Raw genomic sequence first — 22311 nt, forward strand, 5'->3', positions numbered from 1 at the left:
GGCCGCATGCGTTCCTAGCGTGGTGTCATGACTCACCACCACACCGGACCGGCGATCGTGACCCGTGGCCTGACGCGCCACTTCACCTCGCGCAAGCACACGGTCGAGGCCGTCCAGGCCCTCGACCTCGAGATCGTGCAGGGCGAGCTGGTCGCCTTCCTCGGCCCCAACGGGGCGGGCAAGTCGACCACGCTCCGCATGCTCACCACGCTCATCGCCCCGACCGCGGGCTCGGCGAGCGTCGCCGGGCACGACGTCGTGAGCGCCCAGCGCGACGTACGCCGCGCCATCGGCTTCGTCGGCCAGGGCAACGGCGCCGGGCACCGCCAGCTCGGCCGCGACGAGCTCGTCAGCCAGGGCCGGGCGCACGGCCTCTCGCGCGCCGACGCCCGTCGCCGGGCCGAGGAGCTCGTCGAGGAGCTCGACCTCGCCGCGGTCGCCGACCGCAAGGTCTCCTCCCTCTCGGGCGGGCAGCGGCGTCGGCTCGACATCGCGATGGGGCTGGTCCACCTGCCCCGCGTGCTCTTCCTCGACGAGCCCTCCACCGGGCTCGACCCGCAGAACCGGGCCAACCTTCAGGAGCTCGTGAGGCGCCTGCACGCCGAGAGCGGCAGCACCGTCGTGCTCACCACGCACTACCTCGAGGAGGCCGACGCCCTCGCCGGCCGGGTGATCGTGGTCGACCACGGTCGGATGATCGCCGACGACACCGCCGCCCGGCTCAAGAGCGGGCTCGGCGACCTGGTGCGCCTGGGCTTCGGGTCGCCCGCCGACTCGGCCCGGGCCGCCGCCCGGCTGGAACGGGTCCCCGACGCCCGCGTCGAGATCCGCGCCGACGGCGTGGACCTGCGGGTCAAGGACGGCTCCGCCATGGTCGGCGACCTGCTCGCCGACCTGGCCGCCGACGGCGTCGCGCCGCTGCGGGTGGAGGTCGCCCGACCGACCCTCGACGACGTCTTCCTCGACCTCACCGGGCGCAGCCTGCGCGAGACCCAGTCCACCCCCGGCGCGGACGCCGCGTCCGCCCAGACCGAGAGCGAGGTCGCGGCATGAGCGCGTTCCTGTCCGACACCGTCAACGTGATGAACCGCGAGCTCAGGCCGGTCTGGCGCGAGCCTATGGCCGTCGTCTTCGCGATGATTCAGCCGCTGGTCTTCCTGGGCCTCTTCGCACCGCTCCTGCCGGAGATGGCCGACGGCTCGGCGCTGCAGTGGTTCGTGCCCGGCATCGTCGCGATGACCGCGCTGATGGGTGCCTCGTTCACCGGGGCCAACCTGATGGAGGAGATGCAGTCCGGCTCGCACGAGCGCCAGCTGGTCTCCCCGCTCAGCCGCCCGGCGCTGCTGGTCGGGCGGGCGCTCAAGGAGGTCGTGCCGATGCTGATGCAGGTCGCGATCATCGTCGCGGTCGTGACACCGTTCAGCTTCGACCTGCACCTCGCGGGCGCGCTGGCGGCGGCGCTGGTGCTGTCGGTCTTCAGCGTCGGCGTCGGCTCGCTGTCGTTCGCCCTCGCGCTCGCCTCGAAGGGACAGGACTGGATGTTCTGGACCGTCCAGCAGACGCTGCTGTTCCCGGCGCTGCTCACGGCCGGCGTGCTGCTGCCGGTGGACGGCGCGCCCCGGTGGCTCGAGGTGGTCTCGCAGCTCAACCCGATGACGTACGTCGTCGACGCGGTGCGCGCGCTCTTCGCGGGCACCTTCCCCGCCGACGTCGTCGGCCAGGGTGTCGCAGGTGCGGCCCTCGTCGCCGCCCTCGGCCTCTGGGTGGGCGTCCGCGCGATGCGCCGCTCGAGCTGACCCCCAGCTTCTCCCTCCCTACCCCCGCGGCCGCGCCGGGCCGGGTGCTGGTGGGTGGGTGGGTGGGTCAGGAGCCGAGGGCCGCGGGAAGCGTGGCCCGCCAGGCGGCCTTGGCCTCGGCCACGGGCAGGTCGAAGACCCCCTCGACGGAGATCGTGTCGCCGCCGGTGCGCCCGAGGGGCGCGAGGGGGACCCCGTGGCGCTGGGCCAGGGCGACCAGGGCGTCGGCCTGCTCGTCGGTCACCGTCACCAGGGCGCGGGCGGTCGACTCGGAGAACAGCGCCACGAACGCGTCGGCGGCGACAGCGTCGAGCGAGACCGAGACCCCCAGGTCGCGCGCGAAGGCCGACTCGGCCAGCGCCTGGGCGAGGCCGCCGTCGGAGAGGTCGTGGGCGCTGGTGACGACACCGTCGCGGGCGGCGTCCTGCAGCAGCGCGGCGAGCGCCTGCTCGGCGGCGAGGTCGATCGCAGGCGGCATCCCGCCCAGGTGGCCGTGCACGACGTGGGCCCACTCGGAGCCGGACAGCTCCTCGCGGGTCTCGCCGAGCAGGAAGACCCGTTCGCCGGCCGCGCCGAAGCCGGTGGGCGTACGCCGGGTGACGTCGTCGATGACCCCGAGGACCGCGACGACCGGCGTGGGCAGGATCGCGGTCTCGCCGGTCTGGTTGTAGAGGCTGACGTTGCCGCCGGTCACCGGGATACCGAGCTCGAGGCAGGCGTCCTTGAGGCCGCGGCAGGCCTCGGCGAACTGCCACATCACCGCGGGGTCCTCGGGCGAGCCGAAGTTGAGGCAGTCGGAGACCGCCAGCGGGCGCGCGCCGCCCGTGGCGACGTTGCGGTAGGACTCCGCCAGGGCCAGCTGCGCACCGGTGTAGGGGTCGAGCTTGGCGAAGCGGCCGTTGCAGTCGGTCGAGACCGAGACCCCGAGGTTGGTGTCGGCGTCGACGCGCACCATGCCGGAGTCGGCCGGCTGCGCGAGCACCGTGTTGCCCTGGACGTAGCGGTCGTACTGGTCGGTGATCCACGACTTGTCGCACAGGTTGGGCGAGGCCACGAGCCTGAGCAGCGTCGCGCGGAGGTCGTCGCCGCTCGAGGGCCTCGGCAGCGCCTCCGCGCCGTCGGCCTGCAGCGCGTCCTGCCACGCGGGGCGGGCGTAGGGCCGCTGGTAGGTCGGGCCGTCGTGGGCCACCGACCGCGGGGGTACGTCGACCACGCGCTCGCCGTGCCAGTCGATGTGCAGGCGGCCGGTGTCGGTCACCTCGCCGATCACGACGGCCTCGACGTCCCACTTCGCGCAGATCGCCATGAACGCCTCGACGTCGGCGGGCTCGACGACCGCCATCATCCGCTCCTGCGACTCGCTCATCAAGATCTCCTCCGGCGCGAGCGTCGAGTCGCGGAGGGGGACGCGGTCGAGCTCGACGTGCATGCCGCCGTCGCCGGCCGAGGCCAGCTCGGAGGTGGCGCACGAGAGCCCGGCGCCGCCGAGGTCCTGGATGCCGGCGATCACCCCGGCGGCGAAGAGCTCGAGCGTGCACTCGATGAGCAGCTTCTCCATGAAGGGGTCGCCGACCTGCACGCTCGGCCGCTTGGCGGGCCCGGTCGCGTCGAACGTCTCGCTGGCGAGCACCGAGACGCCTCCGATGCCGTCGCCTCCGGTGCGCGCCCCGTAGAGCACCACCTGGTTGCCGGCGCCCGACGCCTTGGCGAGGTGGAGGTCCTCGTGGCGGAGCACGCCGACGCAGAGCGCGTTGACCAGGGGGTTGCCGGCGTAGGTCTCGTCGAAGACCGCCTCACCGCCGATGTTGGGCAGGCCGAGGCAGTTGCCGTAGCCGCCGACACCCGCCACGATCCCGGGCAGCACCCGGGCGGTGTCGGGGGCGTCGAGCGGGCCGAAGCGCAGCGGATCCATCACCGCGACCGGGCGGGCGCCCATCGCGAGGATGTCGCGCACGATGCCGCCGACACCGGTGGCCGCACCCTGGTAGGGCTCGACGAACGACGGGTGGTTGTGGCTCTCGACCTTGAAGGTCACCGCGTACCCCTGACCGATGTCGAGCACTCCGGCGTTCTCGCCGATGCCGGCCAGCATCGTGCCGACGGGCGTCTCCTGCGGGATCTCGCCGAACTGCTTGAGGTGCACCTTGGTGGACTTGTAGGAGCAGTGCTCGCTCCACATCACGCTGTACATCGCCAGCTCGGAGCTCGTCGGGCGCCGGCCGAGGATCTCGCGGATCCGGGCGTACTCGTCGGCCTTGAGGCCCAGGTCGGCCCATGGCTGCTCGCGCTCGGAGTCGGTGGCCGCGAGGGCAACCGTGTCGAGGGTGGCGGTCGCGCCGGACGTCGTGAGACCGGCCTTCTCGGGGGCAGCGGGCAGCGGGGCGGCGCTCGTGTCGGGCACGGCGTCAATCTACCGGCGCGCGGCCCCGGCACCGCTCTCGGGAGCCGCCTCGTGGACGACGCGTACGGCCTGCCTCCGCTCGGCGGCCGGCTGGCCCGTCCGACCGTCGGCCGCGGCGTCGAGCTCGACGTCGAGCTCGACGTCGAGCTCCTCGTCCTGCTCCGGGCCCTCGGCGTCGTCGTGCGCGTCGTCCCGGCCGTCGTCCCGGCCGTCGTCCTGGCCGTCGTCCTGGCCGTCGTCCTGGGCGTCGTCGCGGCGGGCGCCGTCGCGCGAGCGGCCGGCGGGCTGGCCGTCGCGTGCGGCGGCGCGCTCTGCCTTGCGGGCGGCCCGCTCGGCGCGCTTCTGCTCCAGCGCCGCGCGCTTGGCCTCGCGCAACGCCTCCTTCTCGCGGGCGGCGCGCGCCGCGGCCTCCTCGGCGGCGGTCCTCTCCGGCTTGGGGCCCGGCATCCGGGCGGGTCCGCCGCGCCCGCTCGCCATCCCGCGCGACATCGTGCCTGCGCGGGCGGCCATCGCGCCGCCGCCCATGGCGCCCACGGGCGGCGTGCCGAGCGGCGGGCGTTCGGACCTGCCCCGTCCGGCAGCGGTGGCAGCACCGCTGGCCGCGAGCGGCGCGAGGGCGGCCGCGGAGACGCCCGTGAGGTCGGGCACCGTCACCGCGACGGGGGTCAGCGGCGGCAGGGCGGCGACGCCCCCGGCCCCCGCCTGCGAGGAGCCGGGCACGGAGGTCGACGGCGTCGCGACGAGGGTGCCGACACCCGACACCTCCCCTCCCGCACCGTCGAACACCGGGAGGCTGCCGCCGGTGAGCGGGAGCAGCTCGGTGCGGACCGTCACCAGCTCGGCGCGCGCCGCGCGAAGCCGGGCGCTCTCCTGGTCGAGCGCAGCGGCCAGTCGGCGCCGGATGTCGGCGGCCTCGGCCTGGCCGCGGGTGACCCTGCCGCGCTCCTCGTCCTCCGAGGGCCTGAAGACCAGGTGCCGCGATTCTCCGACGACCTCGTGGGGGACGTCCGCGACGGTCGTCCACGCCTGGTCGAGCTCCTTCTGCGACGAGGCGAGGAGACCCGCGGACGCGCGCAGCGAGTCGGCGATCCGCTCGGCCAGGGTGGTGAAGTGGTCGAGGTGCGCGAGCACCTGCCGGCGGTGCTCCTCGTAGCTCTCGGCGGCCGCCGCGTCCCATCCCTCGGTGGCGCGGCGCGCGGCCTCGACCAGCTCGTCCCCGCGGCGGGCCACCAGGGCGCCGACCTCGGCCCACCGCTGGGCGGCGGCCTCGAGCGGCATGACGTCGGCGCGCAGCTCCCACGGGTGGGCCGGCACGGTCATCGACCTCCCGGACCGGGCATCAGGCCGAACGGGCCCTCCCCCAGCAGCTGGGCTGCGCGCTCGAGCTCGGCGGCCACGCCGTCGTCGGCCCGGGTGGCGTCGCGCGCGGCGTCGACCAGTCCGGCGACGCCGACCTCGAGGGCACCGGACAGCGAGCCGAGCACCTCGTCGGCGTCGGCCAGCGCGTCGGCGTAGGACGCGGCGAGGTTGGCGGTGCCCGTCGCGTCACCCAGCGCCGCGCAGGCACCCGACAGCTCGGGCAGCGCGACGGCCCAGTCGTGCCTCATGGCGTCGAGGATGCGCTCGGAGGAGCCCGCCAGCTCGACCAGCCTGGCCGGCTCGACCTGCATCAGGGACCGCTTGCCGGGTGCGCTCACCCTGACGAGGTACCCGCGCCGCTGGGGGCCAAAACGCGCCCCGACCCCGGCTGTGGACGGAACGTTCCGGCGGCCGGGTGAGTTTCGCGGCGGCCTGCCAGGGGAACGTCTGCCTCACCACCCCACAGCCCTGCAGGAGCCGCGATGAACGCCGTCATGACCGTCGACCTCTCCGAGCTCGACGCCTGGTCCGCGCAGGTGCAGCGCGCCAGCGACGACCTCAGCGGGATCGCCCGCAACGGCGGCGCCAGCCTCGTGCAGACCGACTTCGGCCCGATCCTCGAGACGATGATGGGTGCCTACAACGCCTTGCTGCCCTCGGTGCACCAGTCGCTGGAGGACAACGGTCGCGGCATGGCCGACCACGCCGAGGCGCTGCGGGCCACCGCCCGCGACTTCACGCTGACCGAGGACGGCGTCGTACGCCGCCACCGCGCGTCGGGCGTCGACGGCCGCGACGGGTCGAGCAGCTTCTGGGACGTCGCCGACACCACCATCAAGCGCGCCGCCGCGACCGAGACGAGCCTGCCGCAGGTCAGCTTCGGCTTCCCCTACGACACCGTGTGCGACCTGGTGCGCATGCTGACCGGCTTCGACATCCGCGCCGAGCTGGCCGAGAAGATCGGTGGCGACGTGGTCGGCGCCTCCACCCAGGGATCGTCCTTCGGCGCCCTGGGCCAGTCGATGAGGGGCGTCTCGGCCAACCTGCAGAGCGGCGGGAGCACCATCTCGCAGACGTGGCAGGGCGGGGCGTCCGACGCGGCCATCGCCCAGATCGGCACCTGGGTCGGCTCGCTCGACACCCAGGCCGGGCAGCTCATCCAGATGGGCCAGACCGTCGTGCAGGTCTGCCGCGACGCCTGGCAGACCGCGCTGTCGGTCGTGCAGTGCGTGAAGTCGGCGGTGCAGACCGTCTCGGCCGCGCTCGCGACGATGAGCATCCCCGGTGTCGGCTGGGCGCGCGTGGTGCAGGCGGTGTTCCAGGCCTTCCAGGCGGTGATGAAGGCCTTCCGCACGTTGATGAAGCTCATCGACATCCTCAAGCAGGTCGAGTCGCTCATCTCGTCGGTCAAGCGGTTCTTCGACGGCGACCGGGCGCCGGTCTCCACTGCCGGCGGCCCGATGTCGAGCGGTGCGCCCAGCAGCATCGTGCGCGACCCCGAGACGGTCGCCACGCCCACGATCGGCAAGCACCGCGCGGTGGTCGCGGCGCCCGCCGCGCCGGCGTAGCCTCCCGCGCATGAGGGCACCCCGATGAGCACCGACCCCCGGAGCCAGGAGGAGATCCTGGCCGCGATCAGCGCCGCCCGCGACGACCTCACCTCGAGCCTGGCCGACCTGCAGGCGACCGTCGAGGAGCTCGACGCGCGCCCGCTGCTCACCGACGAGGAGAGGAAGGCGCTCGAGGAGCAGGCCGAGTCGGGGGAGCTGGGCGACGACATGCGCACGCTCGTGGAGAAGATTCGCGGCGGCGAGGACACCTGGGAGCGGGTGTTCTCCGGCGAGTCCCCCCACGGCGCCCTCCTGCAGGGCCACCTCGCGACGATGATCGACGAGCACCAGGAGGACATCGCGCTCGCGTTCGAGGAGCTCGTCGAGGCCGAGGAGGCCAAGGGCAACTTCCTCCTCGACGACGTCCCCACCTCCGACTGAGGCTGCTCCCTCCCGCGGCCGACGGTTCTCAGCCAGGCAGGGATGAGAACTACAGCGCTGTACTTCGATGGAACGTCTGTTACCGGTGTGACAGGTGTGATTCCGTGGGTAGCCTGCCCGCGCCACGCCCTTCCCCGCAGCTGGAGTCACCCATGCGCCGCCCCCGCCCCATCCGCACCCTCGCCCGGACCGCCACCGCCGCCCTCGCGCTGCTGGTCGTCGCCCCACTCCTCGGCACGGCGCCGGCCACGGCCGAGGAGCCGATTCAGGCGCGCGCGCTCGCCTCGCAGCGCCAGATCGCCCTCGCGACGCCCGGCGACTTCACCGGCTACGGCTTCGACCAGTGCGTCGCGCCGAGCCAGTCGGCCATGGACACCTGGTGGAAGAAGTCGCCGTTCACCGCCGTGGGGATCTACATCTCCGGCGACTCCCGCGCCTGTCGTGCCCAGCCCCACCTCAGCCCGACCTGGGTGGCCGCCCAGGTCGCCCGCGGCTGGCGGCTGCTGCCCATCGCGCTCGGCCCCCAGGCGTCCTGCCAGCCGCGCTTCCCGCGCTACAAGGACGACTTCAGGATCTCCCCCGCCCCGGCCGGCGGATACGCCGCGGCGGCCGCGCAGGGGGCGGCGGAGGCGGACAAGAACGCCGCCGACGCGGCGGCGTACGGCATCGGCCCGGGCAGCACCCTCTGGTACGACCTCGAGGGGTTCGACCTCGCCAACACCCACTGCCGCGAGTCGGCGCTCGTCTTCACGAGCGGGTGGGTCACCCGGATCAAGGCGCTCGGCTACGTCGCCGGCTTCTACTCCAGCGCCAGCTCTGGCATCAAGATGCTCGACGACGCCCGGACGCAGCGCCCGGGGCAGTACGCCCTCCCCGATCGCATCTGGATCGCCCGGTGGGACGGCGCCGCCAACACGTCCACGACCTACATCCCCGAGGATGGCTGGCGCCCAGGCGGGCGGATGAAGCAGTACCGCGGCGGCCACGACGAGACGTGGGGCGGGGTGACCATCAACATCGACAGCAACTTCATCGACCTGGGCGCCGGGTCCCAGCCGCGGCCCGAGGGCCGTTGCCCCGGCACGCGGCTCGGCTACTGGAAGTACCCCGCCCTCTCCCCCGGCAAGGCCAAGCCCACGCGGGTCAAGGTGCTCCAGTGCCTGCTCACCGAGCGGGGCACCTACTCCGGCCCCGTCGACGGCTCGTACGACGCCGCCACCGTCGCCGCCGCCCGCGCCTGGCAGGCCTCGCGCCGGTTCGCCCCCAGCGACACCTTCACCCAGCGGCACTGGACCGCCCTCCTCGCCGCCGGGTCGCGTACGACGCTCAAGCGCGGCTCCACCGGCGAGTCGGTCCACCGGCTCCAGCGGGCGCTCAACGCGGCCGGGGCCGGACGCTTCCGGGCCACCGGCGTGTTCGACGCCAAGACCGAGGCCGCGGTGCGGACCTACCAGTCCCGGCTCCGGATCGGGGTCTCCGGGGTCGCCACGCGCCAGACCTGGAACAAGCTCCAGCAGGGGCGCTGACGCGGCTGCTCAAGCGGTGACAGACCCGCTCAACACGTCGGATCCGACGTGTTGAGCGGGGACGTGACCGCTTGAGCCCGGCCGAACGCGAGGAAAGGCGGGGCGGCAGGGTCAGACCGGAGGGCCGATGACGAGCGCGACGCCGGTCAGGCCGAGCACCGCGACGAGACCCACCGCGGCACCCTGGGCGGGACGACGGACCAGCCAGGAGGTGAGCCGCTCGACGATGCCGGCGGGCGACTCGGCGCGCAGGCGCCAGGAGTCGCTGAGCAGGCCGGCGCGCTCGGCGTAGCGCTCGAACGGCACCGTCGCGAACGGCGGCACCGCCGCGCCCAGGCCGAGCGCGAGCCGGCTGAGCGGCCACTTCTGGTCGACCGCCAGCAGCACGGTGACCAGGCAGTAGGCGATGAAGACCACGCCGTGGACCATGCCGAAGACCTGCACACCGAGCTCGGTCGTGTCGGTGACGTACTTGAGGAACATGCCCGTCAGCAGCAGCGCCCAGGTGATCGCCTCGGCGAGTGCGACGTAGCGGTAGAGCCTGCGGGGGGCGAGCTGGTCGTTCATGCGAATGCCTTTTCAGCGAGCGAGGTGAAGAAGCCGAGCCCGTCGGTGCCCGGACCGGTGAGGTCCTCGACCGCGTGCTCGGGGTGTGGCATGAGCCCGACGACGTTGCCGCGTTCGTTGGAGATGCCGGCGATGTCGCGCAGCGAGCCGTTGGGGTTGTCGCCGAGGTAGCGCGCGACCACCCGGCCGTCGCCGTCGAGCCGGTCGAGGGTGTCATCGTCGGCGACGAAGCCGCCCTCGCCGTTCTTGAGCACGATCGTGACCTCGGCGCCCTCGGCGTAGGCCGAGGTCCACGGGGTGTCGACGCGCTCGATGCGCAGCCGCTGCTCGCGGCAGACGAACTTGCGGTGGTCGTTGCGGATGAGCGCGCCGGGCAGCAGGTGCGACTCGCAGAGGATCTGGAAGCCGTTGCAGATGCCGAGCACCGGCATGCCCCGGCCCGCGGCCTCGATGACGGACGTCATCACCGGCGCGAAGCGGGAGATCGCGCCGCAGCGGAGGTAGTCGCCGTAGGAGAAGCCGCCGGGCAGCACGACCGCGTCGACGGCCTTGAGGTCGTGGTCGCCGTGCCACAGCGCGACGGCCTCGTTGCCGCCGATCGTGACGGCGCGACGCGCGTCGACGTCGTCGAGCGAACCGGGGAAGGTGACGACGCCGACCTTCATCGGCCGACCCCGCGCGCGACCTCGGCCACGGAGTGCTCCTCGACGTGGACCTCGAAGTCCTCGATCACCGGGTTGGACAGCAGCGTCCCGGCGACGCGCTCGATCTCCGCGAGCACCGCGTCGGTGATCTCGCCCTCGACCTGCAGCTCGAACCGCTTGCCCTGGCGGACGTCGGTGACGAGGTCGAAGCCCAGGCGGGGAAGCGCACCGAGCACCGCCTTGCCCTGGGGGTCGAGGATCTCGGGCTTGGGCATGACGTCGACGACGACTCTGGCCACGGGGGCGCTCCTGGAGACAGGTGGACTGGCACCGTCGATTCTAGTGATCCGCTGGGCACCTGCACCCGGCGGGCATGACGGTGGACCGAGCGGGTACGCCACGGGTGTCGGCGCGACGCGCGAGAGGAGCTCACATGGCACGGATCGGCATCTCCGGCTGGCGCTACGCCGGCTGGCGCACGCACTTCTACCCGCCCGGGCTCCCCCAGCGCCTCGAGCTGTCCTACGTCGGCGAGCGGCTGGGCAGCGTGGAGGTCAACGGCTCCTTCTACTCGCTGCAGCGCCCCTCGAGCTGGCACGCATGGGGCGAGCAGGTGCCCGACGACTTCGTGTTCGCCGTCAAGGGACCCCGCTTCGTCACCCACATGAAGAAGCTGGTCGACGTCGAGGCGCCGCTGGGCACCTTCCTGGCCTCCGGCGTGCTGTCGCTCGGCGAGCGGCTGGGCCCGCTGCTGTGGCAGCTGCCGCCCAACCTCGGCTTCCACCCCGACCGCCTGGCCGCGTTCTTCGACCTGCTGCCGCGCACCACCGCCGCCGCGTCGTCGTACGCCGCTGCGCACCATGACCCCGACAAGCTCAAGGAGCCCGCCGACACCGCGTGCCCGGTCGACCGGCCGCTCCGCCACGTGCTCGAGGTGCGGCACCGGTCGTTCCGCACGCCGGAGTTCTGCGAGCTGCTGCGCGCGCACGGGATCGGGATGGTCGTGGCCGACTCCGCCGGCACGTGGCCGATGTTCGACGAGGTGACCAGCGACGTCGTGTACGTGCGCCTGCACGGCGACACCGAGCTCTACGCGAGCGGCTACTCCGACGAGGCCCTCGACCGCTGGGAGCAGAAGGTACGCGGGTGGGAGGCCGACGGTCGCGAGGTGTTCGTCTACTTCGACAACGACGCCAAGGTGCACGCGCCGTTCGACGCGATCGCGCTCCAGGAGCGGCTGTCCGGCCCCGCGGCGCCGTGATGGTTCATCAAGGTATGCAGACCAACCCGCACCTCCCTGCGTCAATTCACCGCGGGAACTGCCGGTTCGCCGACATACCTTGATGAACCGACGGCGGGGAGCAGACCGGCGTACGTCACTCCTGGCGGCGGAGCGCCACGATGAGCAACGCGACGCCCAGGCCGGCGAGGAGCGGGCCGATGATGGCCCACACGCTCTGGTCGGTCATCGCGCTGCCCTTGAGGTAGCCCAGGCCCTGGAAGGTCCAGATCGCGCCCGTGATGAGCATGAGGACGCCGAGGGCGATGCCGAGGGCGCGCATCAGGCGAGCTCCCGCTTCAGGATCTTGCCCGTGGCCGTCATCGGCAGGGCGTCGACGAACTCGACGATGCGGGGGTACTTGTAGGCAGCCATCTGCTCCTTGCTCCATTCGACGAGCTCGTCCTCGGTCACCGTGGCGCCCTCCTTGCGGATGACGACGGCCTTGATCTCCTCGCCGTGGCTCTCGTGGGGGACGCCGATCACGGCCGCGAGCGAGACGTCGGGGTGCGTCAGCAGCACCTCCTCGACCTCGCGGGGATAGACGTTGTAGCCGCCGCGGATGATCATGTCCTTGGACCGGTCGACGATGTAGTACCAGCCGTCGGCGTCCTTGCGGCCCAGGTCGCCGGAGCGGAACCAGCCGTCCACGATCGCCTCCGCCGTCGCGTCGGTGCGCCCGTGGTAGCCCTTCATCACGTTGGGGCCCTTGATCGCGATCTCGCCCACGACGTCGTCGCCGTCGAGGTCCTCGCGCACCCCAGGCACGGGGTTGATCAGCTTCATCTCGACGCCGGGGATCGGCGTGCCGATCGACCCGACGCGCACCGGCTCGCCCCACACCGAGAAGCTCGCGACCGGCGAGGTCTCCGAGAGGCCGTAGCCCTCGAGGATGGTCACGCCGAAGCGGTGCTCGAACTCCTTGTGCACCTCCACCGGTAGCGCCGACCCGCCGGCGACCGCCACGCGTACGTGGTCGGCGATCGTCGTCACGTCGACGCCCGAGCCGTCGAGCGCACCGAGGAGGCCCCAGTACATCGTCGGGACGCCGGCGAAGAACGTCACGCCCTCCTGCTCCATCAGCGCGAGCGCCGGCCCGGGCTCGAAGCGCGGCAGCAGCACCACGGTGCCGCCGAAGGCGAACCCGGCGTTCATGATCACGGTCTGGCCGAAGGAGTGGAAGAGCGGCAGGACGCACAGGAGGGTGTCGGGGCGGTCGGCGTCGGCGCCGAAGAGCGCGTCGCTGACCAGCGCGTTGGAGATCATGTTGCGGTGCGTCAGCTCGGCGCCCTTGGGCTGGCCGGTGGTGCCCGAGGTGTAGAGGATGACGGCGGTGTCGTCGCCGTCGACCTGGCGGGTCTCGAAGACCGGCGACTGCCCCTTCAGCGCCCGGCCCAGCGTCTCGACGCCCTCGATGGGCGACGCGGCCGCCGGGTCCGCGGTGATCAGGAGGAAGTGCTCGCACCTCTCGGCCTGCTCGAAACCGGCGTGGCCCTCGGCGCCGATCGGCAGCTCGGGCGTGCCCTGGAAGCAGACGTAGGCCGTCGCGTCCGAGTCGTCGAGGTGGTACGCCACCTCCCGCGCCTTGAGCAGCACGTTGAGCGGCACGACGCTCGCGCCGGCCTTGAGGATGCCGTGGTAGACGATCGGGAACCACGGCAGGTTGGGGCAGCTCAGCGCCACCTTGTCGCCGGGCTCGATGCCGCGCGAGACCAGCAGGTTGGCCACCTGGTTGGCGGCCGCGTCGACCTGGGCGTAGGTCAGCCGGGTGTCACCCAGCACCACTGCCGTGCGGTCGGGGTGGGCCGCGGCGGTGCCTTCGAGGAGCGAGGAGAGGTTGGCCATGGCGCCAACCTACTCAGCGCCCGTGAGCCGCGTCACCCGCCCGAGAGCTGGGCGATGCGGTGCCCGGCGGTGCGCAGGTCGGCCGCGATCGCGCGCCCCGCCAGCAGGCCCGAGCTGCGCGCAGCGACGCCGTAGAGGCCGTCGCCGGTGACCTCTCCCTCGGCCACGACGCGACATCCCTCGCGGGTGCCGGTGAAGCGCAGGTGCAGCGTCGCCTCGACCCCGCGCCAGGTGCCGCGCTCGGCCCACCACCGGAACGGAACGAACGCGGTGACCACCAGGCTCGGGCGCACCCCGACCACCGTCAGCTCGGTCCACGACTGGCCGAGGTGGGGCTCCTCGTCCTCCGGCACGTCGGTGGAGAGCAGGCTCGACTGCCACTCCGGACGCCGCCGCGGGTCGACGAGGTAGGCGAACGCCTGCTCCGCCGAGTGCGGGACCTCGACGGTCGCGGTGAAGCGGCGCGTCGTCAGAACGACTCCCCGGTCAACAGCTCGTAGGCCTCGACGTAGCGGGCACGGGTGCGCTCCACGACCGCCTCCGGCAGCGGCGGCGGCGCCTCGCCGGAGGCGCGGTCCCAGCCCGACTCGCCGGTGAGCCAGTCGCGCACGATCTGCTTGTCGTACGACGACTGGGCGCGCCCGGGCTGCCACGCGTCGGCCGGCCAGAAGCGGGAGCTGTCGGGCGTGAGCACCTCGTCGGCGAGGATCGTGGCGCCGCCCTCGGCGGCGGGCCGTCGGCCGAACTCCAGCTTGGTGTCGGCCACGATGATGCCGCGCTCCTGCGCGACGGCGTGGGCCGTGCGGTAGACCTCCATGGTCAGCATCCGCAGCTCGGCGGCGGCGTCGTCGCCGACCGCCTCGACCACGGCCCGGTAGTCGACGTTCTCGTCGTGGTCGCCGAGGTCGGCCTTGGTCGCGGGGGTGAAGATCGGCTCGGGCAGCCGGCTGCCGTCCTGCAGGCCGGCGGGCAGCGCGATGCCGCACACCTCGCCGGTGCGGGCGTAGTCGAGCAGCCCCGACCCGGTGAGGTAGCCGCGTGCCACGCACTCGACCGGGAACATGTCGAGCTGCTCGCAGACCACGGCGCGGCCCGCGACGGCGGCGGGCACGTCGGTGGACACCACGTGGTTGCCCACCAGCCCGGAGAGCCGGTCGAACCACCACAGCGACATCCGGGTGAGGATCTCGCCCTTGTCGGGGATGGTGGTGTCGAGGACGAAGTCGTAGGCCGAGATGCGGTCGCTGGCCACCATGAGCAGCCGACCCTCGTGCTCGCCGGAGTCGATGCGGTAGAGGTCGCGGACCTTGCCGGAGTGCAGGTGCGTGGTGCCCTCGATCGCGGGGGCTGCGGGGATCTCGGGCTCGGCCACGCGCCGAGCCTAGCCGTCACCGGCGGTGCAGCCACCAGCTCATGCGGCGCGTCATCCACGGGAGGAAGACGTAGGTCATCAGCGGCGTCATCACCGTGGTCACCAGCACCACGCGCGGCACCAGCGGCCAGTCGGGGATCACGCGGGAGGCGACGAAGTTGGCGGTCAGGCTCAGCGGCAGGAACACCATGAAGATCACCACCATCTGCTTCCAGCGCGGCGGCGGCACGGGAGCGGCGCTCAGCGCCTCGACCGTCGTCGGCTCGTCGAACCAGCCCTCGATGCCCGTACGCCGCTCGCGCCGCTTCTCCTCCACGCTCCCGTGCGCCGCCTCGAGCCACCAGGCGCGCTGCGGCGAGGCCTCCCACGCGGCGAGGGACTCGCTGTCGGCGAAGCGGTAGAGCATGTGCCAGTCGCTCGAGTCCACGCTCGGGCGCACCCAGCCCGAGCCGAGGAACCCGTCGAAGCGCTCCGCGAGCGTGGTGCCGGCCTGCACCCACGCCTGCATCTCCGTGGTGCGCGTGGGGTCGACGTGGCGGGTCACCGACACGGTGACGGGGGCGGTCATGCGGGTCGCCGTGGGGTGCTCATGGTGCTCACAGGGCCCAGTCTCGGGGCGCCGCACACGCGCGACGAAGCCCGCGGCGACGAGATCCCCGCCACGCCCGCACGCCTCAGCCGGTCACCTCGAACGTCGCCGCGCCGCTCGCCGCCGCCTCGCGCGTCACGACGTCGCGCACCCGGGCGGACGGCGGCCCCTGCCGGCACCACTCCACGAGCGCGTCGACGACGTCGTCCTCGCCCTCGGCGTGCAGCAGGACGCTCCCGTCGAGCTCGTTGCGCACCCAGCCGGCGACGCCGAGCTGCTGCGCGCGCTCCCGGGCGTACCACCGGAACCCGACGCCCTGCACCGTGCCGCTCACGCGCGCCTGGACCGCCTTCATGCCCCCATCCTGCCGCTCTCCCTGCCTCCTCTGCCCCGCCCCGTCGGGCGACGCCGGCGCGTGGGAGCGGGTGAGAGGCTGGCGCGGATGACCCAGGACGAGCAGACCGAGGCGGGCACCGGCGAAGCGGAGGCGTACCAGCCCGACCCGCGGCGCTGGCGGGTCCTCGCGGTGTCCCTCGTCGTCGGCTTCATGTCGCTGCTCGACGTCACGATCGTCAACGTGGCCGTGCCGTCGATCCGGGCCGGGCTCGACACCTCGGCCGCCACCATCCAGTGGGTGGTCTCGGGCTACGCGCTGGCGTTCGGCATGACGCTGGTCGCCGGCGGCCGCCTCGGCGACGCGCACGGTCGCCGCCGGATGATGACGATCGGGCTGGTCGGCTTCATCGTCTCCAGCGCCGCGGTGGGGTTGGCGCCCAACGCCGCCGCCATCATCGTGGCCCGGCTGGTGCAGGGCGCCAGCGCCGGGCTGCTCACCCCGCAGAACTCCGGGCTCATCCAGCAGCTGTTCCGCGGCGCCGAGCGGGGCCGCGCCTTCGGCATGTTCGGCTTCACCGTCGCGGTCGCCTCGGCGACCGGCCCGCTCATCGGCGGTGCGCTGATCGGCCTGCTCGGCGAGGACGAGGGCTGGCGCTCGCTGTTCCTCATCAACGTGCCCATCGGCCTGGTCGCGCTGGTGCTGATCCGCCGGCTGGTGCCCGACAACGACGTCGGCGCAGGCCCGGAGGCCGTGCCCGAGGATCCCCGCATCGACGTCGTCGGCGCGGCCCTGCTCGGCCTGGCCGTCCTGGCGGTGCTCTACCCGCTGATCAGCCTCGAGGGCGGGACGGGGGTCGCCCTGCTGGCGCTGGTCGCCTTCCCGCCGCTCGCGTGGGGGTTCGTGCGGTGGGAGGCGCGGACCGTACGACTCGAGCGCCCGCCGCTGCTCGACGTGTCGCTGCTGCGCGGGCTCCCCGGCTACGCCAACGGCCTGGTGGTCGGAACCCTCTACTTCACCGGCTTCACCGGCATCTTCCTGGTGCTGTCGGTGCACCTGCAGGAGGGCGAGGGGTTCTCCCCGCTGCAGGCGGCGCTGCTGATGACGCCGTTCGCCGCCGGCTCCGCCCTCACCTCGCCGCTCGCGGGCAACCTGGTCGGCCGCCTGGGCCGGCGGGTGACCCTGGTCGCGCTGGGCGTGATGATGACCGGCACCGCGCTCGCGGCCTGGCTGGTGACCTCGCCCACCGACACGCTGTGGTGGACGCTGGCGCCGGCGATGTTCCTCGCGGGCATCGGGGGCGGCGGGGTCATCTCCCCCAACTTCACCCTCACCCTCGCCGAGGTGCCGCCGCGGATGGGCGGAGCGGCCGGCGGAGCGCTCCAGACCGGCCAGCGGATCGGCTCGGCGCTCGGCGCCGCGCTGCTGATGACGGTCTACCAGGCGGTCGGGACGGTCGCGTCCGCCCCGGTCGCCGCGCGCGCGGCACTGCTGGCCGCGCTCGTCGTGCTGTCGGCGGCCTTCGCCGCCGCCGTGCTGTCCTGGCGCCGCGGCGACTGAGCGCCACCGTGCAGGCAGTTCGGGCGCCCGGGTGGCGCGCTGAGAGTGGCGTGCGGCGCCGGGAGCGCGCACTGCCCGCGTGGTGTCAGAGGATCGCGCCCGGCACGTAGGCCGCCGCGTCCGGGTGGGCGGCCGCGAGCGCCTCGATCCGGGCGACGACCGCACGGGTCTGGGCCACGGCGGCGCCGGTGAACTCGATCGGGTCGGCGACGAGCGCGTCGATCTGCTCGCGGGTCAGGCCGAGCCGCTCGTCGGCGGCGAGCAAGCCGTAGACGTCGTTGTCGCCCTGCCCGGCGCGCATCGCGAGTGCCGTGCCGACGGCGGCCTCCTTGATCGCCTCGTGCGCCGCCTCGCGGCCCACGCCGTTGCGCACCGCGGCCATCAGCACCTTGGTGGTGGTGAGGAACGGCAGGTAGCGGTCGAGCTCGCGCTGGATCACCGCGGGGAACGCGCCGAACTCGTCGAGCACGGTGAGGAAGGTCTGGAAGAGGCCGTCGGTGGCGAAGAATGCGTCGGGGAGCGCGACGCGGCGCACCACCGAGCAGGAGACGTCGCCCTCGTTCCACTGGTCGCCGGCGAGCTCGCTGACCATCGACAGGTGCCCGCGGACGACGACCGCGAGGCCGTTGACCCGCTCGCACGAGCGGGTGTTCATCTTGTGGGGCATCGCCGACGAGCCGACCTGGCCCTCCTTGAACCCCTCGGTGACCAGCTCGTGCCCGGCCATCAGCCGCACGGTGGTGGCGAGGTTGGACGGCCCGCTGACCAGCTGCACGAGCGCCGAGACGACGTCGAAGTCGAGCGAGCGGGGGTAGACCTGGCCGACGCTGGTCAGCACGTGGTCGAAGCCGAGGTGGCCGGCCACGCGACGCTCGAGCTCGTCGAGCCGGTCGGCGTCTCCGTCGAGCAGGTCGAGCATGTCCTGGGCGGTGCCCATCGGGCCCTTGATGCCGCGGAGCGGGTAGCGGGCGAGGAGCTCCTCGATGCGCTGGACCGCGATCAGCATCTCGTCGGCGACGGTGGCGAAGCGCTTGCCGAGCGTGGTCGCCTGGGCGGCGACGTTGTGGGAGCGGCCGGCCATCACCGTCGTCTCGTGCTCCGCGGCGAGCCGGCCGAGGCGCACGAGCGCGGCGACGGCCCGGTCGCGCACCACCTCGAGCGAGCGGCGCACCTGCAGCTGCTCGACGTTCTCGGTCAGGTCGCGCGAGGTCATCCCCTTGTGGATGTGCTCGTGGCCGGCGAGCGCGGAGAACTCCTCGATCCGCGCCTTGACGTCGTGGCGGGTGACCCGCTCGCGGGCGGCGATCGAGTCGAGGTCGACCGTGTCGACGACCGCCTCGTAGTCCTCGACGACGCCGTCGGGGACCGCGACGCCGAGGTCGCGCTGGGCCTTGAGCACCGCGACCCACAGCTGCCGCTCGAGGACGATCTTGTGCTCGGGCGACCAGATCTCGGCGAGATCGGCGCCGGCGTAGCGGGTGGCCAGGACGTTGGGGACGCTCACGGGCAGCCATCCTCCCATCCGCGGCCCGGGACGCCGAGCGAGGGACGTCCGCCCCGCGGGGTTCAGGCCCGGGTGACGGCGCCCTCGACCACGCCGAGCGGCTCGGCGGCGATGTCGCGTCGCCACTGGGCGCCCGGGAAGCCGATCGAGGCGATGCCCTCGTACGCCCGGGCGCGCGCGTCGGCGACGTCCGAGCCGGTCGCCCGGACGGCGAGCACCCGCCCACCTGCGGTCACCAGGCCGGCGTCGGTGCGGGCGGTGCCGGCGTGGATGACGTCGACGTCGTCCTCGGCGGCGAGCGTCTCGGTGCCGACGATGACGTCGCCGGCGCTGGACCCCGCGGGGTAGCCGGCGCTCGCCATCACGACCGAGACGCAGGCGCCGTCGGCGAAGGTCGGCGGGGGCACGGACGCGAGGTCGCCCACCGCGGCGGCACGGAGCAGGCCGCCGAGCGGCGAGGTCAGCAGCGCGAGCACCGGCTGCACGTCGGGGTCGCCGAAGCGGCAGTTGAACTCGATGACCTTCGGCCCGGTGGCGGTCAGGGCGAGGCCGACGTAGAGGCATCCGACGAACGGCGCGCCGCGACGCCGCATCTCCGCCAGCGTCGGCGCGACGACGTCGGCCATCACGGAGTCGGCGACGCCGTCGGGCAGCCAGGGCAGCGGTGCGTACGAGCCCATGCCGCCGGTGTTGGGTCCGCGTCCTCCGTCGAAGATGCGCTTGAAGTCCTGCGCGGGCAGCAGCGGCCGGCCGACGCTGCCGTCGCAGACCACGAAGAGGGAGAACTCCGGGCCGTCGAGGAACTCCTCGACCACCACGCGCTCGCACCCCGCGGCGTGCGCGAGCGCCTCGTCGCGGTCGAGGGTGACGACCACCCCCTTGCCGGCGGCCAGCGCGTCGTCCTTGACGACGTGGGGAGCGCCGAACGCGTCGAGGGCCGCGGCGACCTCCTCGGGGGTCGTGCAGGTGCGCGAGCCGGCGGTCGGCACGCCGGCCGCGGCCATCACCTCCTTGGAGAAGGACTTCGACCCCTCGAGCCGGGCGGCGGCGCGGGAGGGTCCGAAGACCGCGATCCCTGCCTCCCGCACGGCGTCGGCGACCCCGGCGACCAGCGGCGCCTCGGGGCCCACGACGACGAGGTCGGCGCCCACGGAGACGGCGAGGTCGGCGACGGCGGTGCCGTCCATCGGGTCGGCCGGGTGCAGGACGGCGACCTCGCCGATGCCAGGATTGCCCGGCGCGGCGTGCACCTCGGTCACGGCCGGGTCGGCGGCGAGGGAGAGCGCGAGGGCGTGCTCGCGCCCGCCGGTCCCGATGACGAGGGTCTTCACGGATGCCGACCCTAGCGAGGTTTGGGCTCGGCTCCACCGGGCAGGCACGGTGGGTCAGCTGACGAGACGGACGAGACAAAGAGGAGTCGGGTGCGCGTGCGTCCTGGGGACAGGTTCGGCCGGTACGAGATCGAGCGGCAGATCGGCGCGGGCGGGATGGGGGTGGTGCACCTGGCCCTCGACACCAAGCTCCAGAGGCGGGTGGCGCTCAAGGTGATGTCGCCGCAGCTCACCGGCGACGAGGAGTTCCTCGCCCGGTTCGACCGCGAGGCCGAGACGCTGGCCCGCCTCGACTCCCCCCACATCACCACGATCTTCGACCACGGCGTCGTCGACGGCACGCCCTTCCTCGCGATGCAGTACGTCGCCGGTGGCGACCTCGGCACCCAGCTCAAGCGGCGGGGCCCGGTGCCGGTCCAGCTCGCGGCGACGATCTGCGCCCAGGTCGCCGAGGCCCTGCACGACGCCCACGCGGCCGGCATCGTGCACCGCGACGTCAAGCCCGCCAACGTGCTCGTCCGCGACCCCGACGCCACGGAGCCGTTCGTCTACCTCGGCGACTTCGGCATCGCCCAGGCCGCCACCGGCGGCGACGGGCTCACCCGGGCCGGCGGCGTGGCCGGCAGCTGGGCCTATCTCGCCCCCGAGCGGGCGCACGGCGCCCCGGCCACCCCCGCCAGCGACGTCTACGCGCTCGGGTGCCTGCTCCACGCGTGCGTCACGGGCCGTGCCCCCTACGTCGGCTCCGACGTGGAGATGGCGGTCGCCCACGTCAACGAGCCGGTGCCCCGGCTGCCCGGCACCGACGCGGCGACGGTCGAGCTCAACCGCGTCCTGGCGCGCGCCATGGCCAAGGACCCGGCCGAGCGCCACGCCTCGGCCGGCGAGCTGCGCAGCGACCTGGTGGCGCTCTCGAGGATGCCCCGGGCCGCGCTCTCCCCCGGCGGCGCGACCCCCGAGCCGGGCCGCTCCCCGCTCGAGGAGGCGGGCGACACCGCACCGCCCGCCCGCGGACGTCGTACGACCGCCGTGGTGGCGGCCGCGGCGCTGGCCCTGGTCGCGGTGGTCGGCGGCACCCTCGCCGTGCGGTCGTTCGACGGAGACGACGACGGCGACGCCTCGCCCGACGCTGCCACCGACGGCCCGGCCGCCATCGCGGACCCGGTCGCCGGCGACTGGGACGGCGACGGGCTGGGCGACGTGCGGGCCGCCCGCTCGGTGTGGCGCGACGGCCTCGAGGCCCTGCCGGTCGTGCTGCTCACCTCCGACGGCACCGCGCTGGGCGAGGCGGTCGAGGACGCCGGGATGATCGAGCGGCCCAAGGTCGGCGACGTCGACGGCGACGGCCGGCCAGACCTGGTGCAGGTCGTCGAGAGCGACGACGACACCGAGGTCACCGCGACGGTCTGGCGCGGCACCGGCGACGGTGTCGAGGAGCTGTCGCAGCAGACGTTCCGGTGGCGCACCGACTACGGCTTCTACGGCATGGGCGACTTCGACGGCGACGGCCGCGACGACCTGCTGCTCACCCGCAACCGCGGCGAGAAGCTCATGGTGGTCTCGGTCGCCCGCTCCGCCGGCGACGGCTTCGACGAGCCCGTGGAGTACGCGTCCCGCGGGGGTCGCGCCAACGAGGACGACCAGTTCGCCATCGGTGACTTCGACGGCGACGGCCTCGACGACCTCGCCGCCCGGGTGGTCAACGGCGGCGGCGCCGTCGGCGTCCGGTTCCGGGTGCTGCTCAGCACGGGCGAGCGGTTCCGCAAGTCACCGACCACCCGCATCGAGGACGGGCGCTACGGCGTGGCCGACTACACCGCCGCCGACATCGACGGCGACGGCGCCGACGAGCTGGTGCACCTGATCACCGACCGGTGGGGCGAGGACGAGTACGGCGCGACGGTCGCGGTCCAGCGGTTCGTCAACGGCGGCTTCGGCACGCCGAAGGAGCTGGTCGCGCCCACCAGCGGCGGTCCCGACTTCCCCTACCTCGACGTGGCCGCCTCCGACGTGGACGGCGACGGTGACCAGGACGTCGTCCGCCTGCACGCCTACGACGACGACGCCGGGACCGCCCTCGTCGAGGTGTACGTCTCCGACGGCGACTCCCTGCAGGAGCCGGTGGAGTGGGGCGTGGTGCCCTGCACCACCTCGGGCTGCGAGGGGGAGGCCGCGAGCCTCGTCGCCCGCGAGTGACCTCCGCCCGCGGGGCG

Annotated in this window: 22 protein-coding genes; 8 read left to right on the forward strand and 14 right to left on the reverse strand. The window is 73.6% G+C overall.

Going from position 1 to position 22311, the window contains the following annotated elements:
* Positions 1-27: 27 nt before the first annotated feature.
* Both AC54T2_RS02210 and AC54T2_RS02215 read left to right on the forward strand, forming a co-directional pair.
* Positions 28-1053 (forward strand): ATP-binding cassette domain-containing protein, encoded by a 1026-nt coding sequence (locus AC54T2_RS02210; RefSeq protein ID WP_496665404.1) that lies wholly within the window; start codon positions 28-30, stop codon positions 1051-1053.
* Positions 1050-1796, forward strand: a complete 747-nt coding sequence (locus tag AC54T2_RS02215; RefSeq protein WP_186339310.1) for an ABC transporter permease — start codon at positions 1050-1052, stop codon at positions 1794-1796. Before AC54T2_RS02210 ends, AC54T2_RS02215 begins: the two co-directional genes overlap by 4 nt.
* Positions 1797-1863: 67 nt before the next feature.
* Here AC54T2_RS02215 and purL read toward each other — a convergent pair whose 3' ends face one another.
* The 3 genes from purL to AC54T2_RS02230 are packed head-to-tail and all read right to left on the reverse strand — an operon-like array spanning position 1864 to position 5894.
* Positions 1864-4173 (reverse strand): phosphoribosylformylglycinamidine synthase subunit PurL, encoded by a 2310-nt coding sequence (gene purL, locus AC54T2_RS02220; RefSeq protein WP_496666249.1) that lies wholly within the window; start codon positions 4171-4173, stop codon positions 1864-1866.
* Between the two features lie 33 nt (positions 4174-4206).
* Positions 4207-5517 (reverse strand): hypothetical protein, encoded by a 1311-nt coding sequence (locus AC54T2_RS02225; protein ID WP_496665405.1) that lies wholly within the window; start codon positions 5515-5517, stop codon positions 4207-4209.
* A complete protein-coding gene (locus AC54T2_RS02230; protein WP_186339312.1) occupies positions 5514-5894 on the reverse strand; it encodes a hypothetical protein in 381 nt (126 codons plus the stop codon). Before AC54T2_RS02230 ends, AC54T2_RS02225 begins: the two co-directional genes overlap by 4 nt.
* A gap of 144 nt (positions 5895-6038) precedes the next feature.
* Between AC54T2_RS02230 and AC54T2_RS02235 the strand changes: the two genes are divergently transcribed.
* The 3 genes from AC54T2_RS02235 to AC54T2_RS02245 all read left to right on the forward strand — a co-directional run bounded on the left by AC54T2_RS02235 (position 6039) and on the right by AC54T2_RS02245 (position 9073).
* Positions 6039-7124 carry a hypothetical protein gene (locus AC54T2_RS02235; RefSeq protein ID WP_489975287.1) on the forward strand — a complete coding sequence of 362 codons (1086 nt, stop codon included), beginning with the start codon at positions 6039-6041 and terminating at the stop codon, positions 7122-7124.
* A gap of 24 nt (positions 7125-7148) precedes the next feature.
* Positions 7149-7547 carry a hypothetical protein gene (locus AC54T2_RS02240; RefSeq protein WP_186339314.1) on the forward strand — a complete coding sequence of 133 codons (399 nt, stop codon included), beginning with the start codon at positions 7149-7151 and terminating at the stop codon, positions 7545-7547.
* A 152-nt stretch (positions 7548-7699) separates the two neighbouring features.
* Positions 7700-9073: a glycoside hydrolase domain-containing protein gene (locus AC54T2_RS02245; protein WP_489975288.1), complete on the forward strand. Its 1374-nt coding sequence runs from the start codon at positions 7700-7702 to the stop codon at positions 9071-9073.
* Between the two features lie 111 nt (positions 9074-9184).
* Here AC54T2_RS02245 and AC54T2_RS02250 read toward each other — a convergent pair whose 3' ends face one another.
* Genes AC54T2_RS02250 through purS form a run of 3 tightly spaced genes read right to left on the reverse strand, consistent with a single transcriptional unit; the run spans position 9185 to position 10583 of the window.
* Positions 9185-9640, reverse strand: coding sequence for a DUF3817 domain-containing protein (locus tag AC54T2_RS02250; RefSeq protein WP_186339316.1), 456 nt, complete (start codon positions 9638-9640; stop codon positions 9185-9187).
* Entirely contained in the window at positions 9637-10305 is a 669-nt protein-coding gene (gene purQ, locus AC54T2_RS02255) for a phosphoribosylformylglycinamidine synthase subunit PurQ (RefSeq protein ID WP_496665406.1), read from the reverse strand. Before purQ ends, AC54T2_RS02250 begins: the two co-directional genes overlap by 4 nt.
* On the reverse strand, positions 10302-10583 hold the full coding sequence (gene purS / locus AC54T2_RS02260) for a phosphoribosylformylglycinamidine synthase subunit PurS (protein ID WP_186339318.1): 282 nt from the start codon (positions 10581-10583) through the stop codon (positions 10302-10304). Before purS ends, purQ begins: the two co-directional genes overlap by 4 nt.
* Before the next feature lie 134 nt (positions 10584-10717).
* Here purS and AC54T2_RS02265 point away from each other — a divergent pair, with 134 nt between their 5' ends.
* Positions 10718-11545: a DUF72 domain-containing protein gene (locus tag AC54T2_RS02265; protein WP_496665407.1), complete on the forward strand. Its 828-nt coding sequence runs from the start codon at positions 10718-10720 to the stop codon at positions 11543-11545.
* Positions 11546-11660: 115 nt separating this feature from the next.
* Here the strand turns inward: AC54T2_RS02265 and AC54T2_RS02270 are convergent, their stop codons facing one another.
* The 6 genes from AC54T2_RS02270 to AC54T2_RS02295 all read right to left on the reverse strand — a co-directional run bounded on the left by AC54T2_RS02270 (position 11661) and on the right by AC54T2_RS02295 (position 15724).
* A complete protein-coding gene (locus AC54T2_RS02270; protein ID WP_186339320.1) occupies positions 11661-11846 on the reverse strand; it encodes a hypothetical protein in 186 nt (61 codons plus the stop codon).
* Positions 11846-13408: a long-chain-fatty-acid--CoA ligase gene (locus AC54T2_RS02275; RefSeq protein ID WP_496665408.1), complete on the reverse strand. Its 1563-nt coding sequence runs from the start codon at positions 13406-13408 to the stop codon at positions 11846-11848. The genes AC54T2_RS02270 and AC54T2_RS02275 overlap by 1 nt, the downstream gene beginning before the upstream one ends.
* Positions 13409-13440: 32 nt before the next feature.
* Positions 13441-13989 carry an SRPBCC family protein gene (locus AC54T2_RS02280; protein ID WP_496666250.1) on the reverse strand — a complete coding sequence of 183 codons (549 nt, stop codon included), beginning with the start codon at positions 13987-13989 and terminating at the stop codon, positions 13441-13443.
* Positions 13878-14780 (reverse strand): phosphoribosylaminoimidazolesuccinocarboxamide synthase, encoded by a 903-nt coding sequence (locus AC54T2_RS02285; protein ID WP_186339322.1) that lies wholly within the window; start codon positions 14778-14780, stop codon positions 13878-13880. The genes AC54T2_RS02280 and AC54T2_RS02285 overlap by 112 nt, the downstream gene beginning before the upstream one ends.
* A gap of 16 nt (positions 14781-14796) precedes the next feature.
* Positions 14797-15348, reverse strand: coding sequence for an antibiotic biosynthesis monooxygenase (locus tag AC54T2_RS02290; RefSeq protein ID WP_496665409.1), 552 nt, complete (start codon positions 15346-15348; stop codon positions 14797-14799).
* A 106-nt stretch (positions 15349-15454) separates the two neighbouring features.
* A complete protein-coding gene (locus tag AC54T2_RS02295) occupies positions 15455-15724 on the reverse strand; it encodes an acylphosphatase (protein ID WP_489975293.1) in 270 nt (89 codons plus the stop codon).
* 87 nt (positions 15725-15811) lie between these two features.
* Between AC54T2_RS02295 and AC54T2_RS02300 the strand changes: the two genes are divergently transcribed.
* Positions 15812-17263 carry an MFS transporter gene (locus AC54T2_RS02300; RefSeq protein WP_496665410.1) on the forward strand — a complete coding sequence of 484 codons (1452 nt, stop codon included), beginning with the start codon at positions 15812-15814 and terminating at the stop codon, positions 17261-17263.
* A gap of 85 nt (positions 17264-17348) precedes the next feature.
* Here the strand turns inward: AC54T2_RS02300 and purB are convergent, their stop codons facing one another.
* Together purB and purD are read right to left on the reverse strand one after the other, a co-directional pair.
* Positions 17349-18767: an adenylosuccinate lyase gene (gene purB / locus AC54T2_RS02305; protein WP_489975295.1), complete on the reverse strand. Its 1419-nt coding sequence runs from the start codon at positions 18765-18767 to the stop codon at positions 17349-17351.
* Between the two features lie 62 nt (positions 18768-18829).
* The gene (purD, locus tag AC54T2_RS02310; RefSeq protein WP_496665411.1) at positions 18830-20098 is read right to left on the reverse strand and encodes a phosphoribosylamine--glycine ligase; all 1269 of its coding nucleotides are present in this window, start codon (positions 20096-20098) and stop codon (positions 18830-18832) included.
* Between the two features lie 96 nt (positions 20099-20194).
* On the opposite strand from purD, the gene AC54T2_RS02315 reads away from it, so the two are divergent.
* Positions 20195-22294 carry a serine/threonine-protein kinase gene (locus tag AC54T2_RS02315; RefSeq protein WP_496665412.1) on the forward strand — a complete coding sequence of 700 codons (2100 nt, stop codon included), beginning with the start codon at positions 20195-20197 and terminating at the stop codon, positions 22292-22294.
* Positions 22295-22311: the final 17 nt, after the last annotated feature.

It is taken from the genome of Nocardioides sp. Z35_8 (genome assembly GCF_059621125.1).

What these genes read in the sequence shown, in the direction of transcription:
- AC54T2_RS02210 (WP_496665404.1), top strand. Translation starts at nt 28, where the DNA reads ATGACTCACCACCACACCGGACCGGCGATCGTGACCCGTGGCCTGACG.
- AC54T2_RS02215 (WP_186339310.1), top strand. Translation starts at nt 1,050, where the DNA reads ATGAGCGCGTTCCTGTCCGACACCGTCAACGTGATGAACCGCGAGCTC.
- AC54T2_RS02225 (WP_496665405.1), bottom strand. Translation starts at nt 5,517, where the DNA reads ATGACCGTGCCGGCCCACCCGTGGGAGCTGCGCGCCGACGTCATGCCG.
- AC54T2_RS02235 (WP_489975287.1), top strand. Translation starts at nt 6,039, where the DNA reads ATGAACGCCGTCATGACCGTCGACCTCTCCGAGCTCGACGCCTGGTCC.
- AC54T2_RS02240 (WP_186339314.1), top strand. Translation starts at nt 7,149, where the DNA reads ATGAGCACCGACCCCCGGAGCCAGGAGGAGATCCTGGCCGCGATCAGC.
- AC54T2_RS02245 (WP_489975288.1), top strand. Translation starts at nt 7,700, where the DNA reads ATGCGCCGCCCCCGCCCCATCCGCACCCTCGCCCGGACCGCCACCGCC.
- AC54T2_RS02250 (WP_186339316.1), bottom strand. Translation starts at nt 9,640, where the DNA reads ATGAACGACCAGCTCGCCCCCCGCAGGCTCTACCGCTACGTCGCACTC.
- purQ (WP_496665406.1), bottom strand. Translation starts at nt 10,305, where the DNA reads ATGAAGGTCGGCGTCGTCACCTTCCCCGGTTCGCTCGACGACGTCGAC.
- AC54T2_RS02265 (WP_496665407.1), top strand. Translation starts at nt 10,718, where the DNA reads ATGGCACGGATCGGCATCTCCGGCTGGCGCTACGCCGGCTGGCGCACG.
- AC54T2_RS02270 (WP_186339320.1), bottom strand. Translation starts at nt 11,846, where the DNA reads ATGCGCGCCCTCGGCATCGCCCTCGGCGTCCTCATGCTCATCACGGGC.
- AC54T2_RS02275 (WP_496665408.1), bottom strand. Translation starts at nt 13,408, where the DNA reads ATGGCCAACCTCTCCTCGCTCCTCGAAGGCACCGCCGCGGCCCACCCC.
- AC54T2_RS02290 (WP_496665409.1), bottom strand. Translation starts at nt 15,348, where the DNA reads ATGACCGCCCCCGTCACCGTGTCGGTGACCCGCCACGTCGACCCCACG.
- AC54T2_RS02295 (WP_489975293.1), bottom strand. Translation starts at nt 15,724, where the DNA reads ATGAAGGCGGTCCAGGCGCGCGTGAGCGGCACGGTGCAGGGCGTCGGG.
- AC54T2_RS02300 (WP_496665410.1), top strand. Translation starts at nt 15,812, where the DNA reads ATGACCCAGGACGAGCAGACCGAGGCGGGCACCGGCGAAGCGGAGGCG.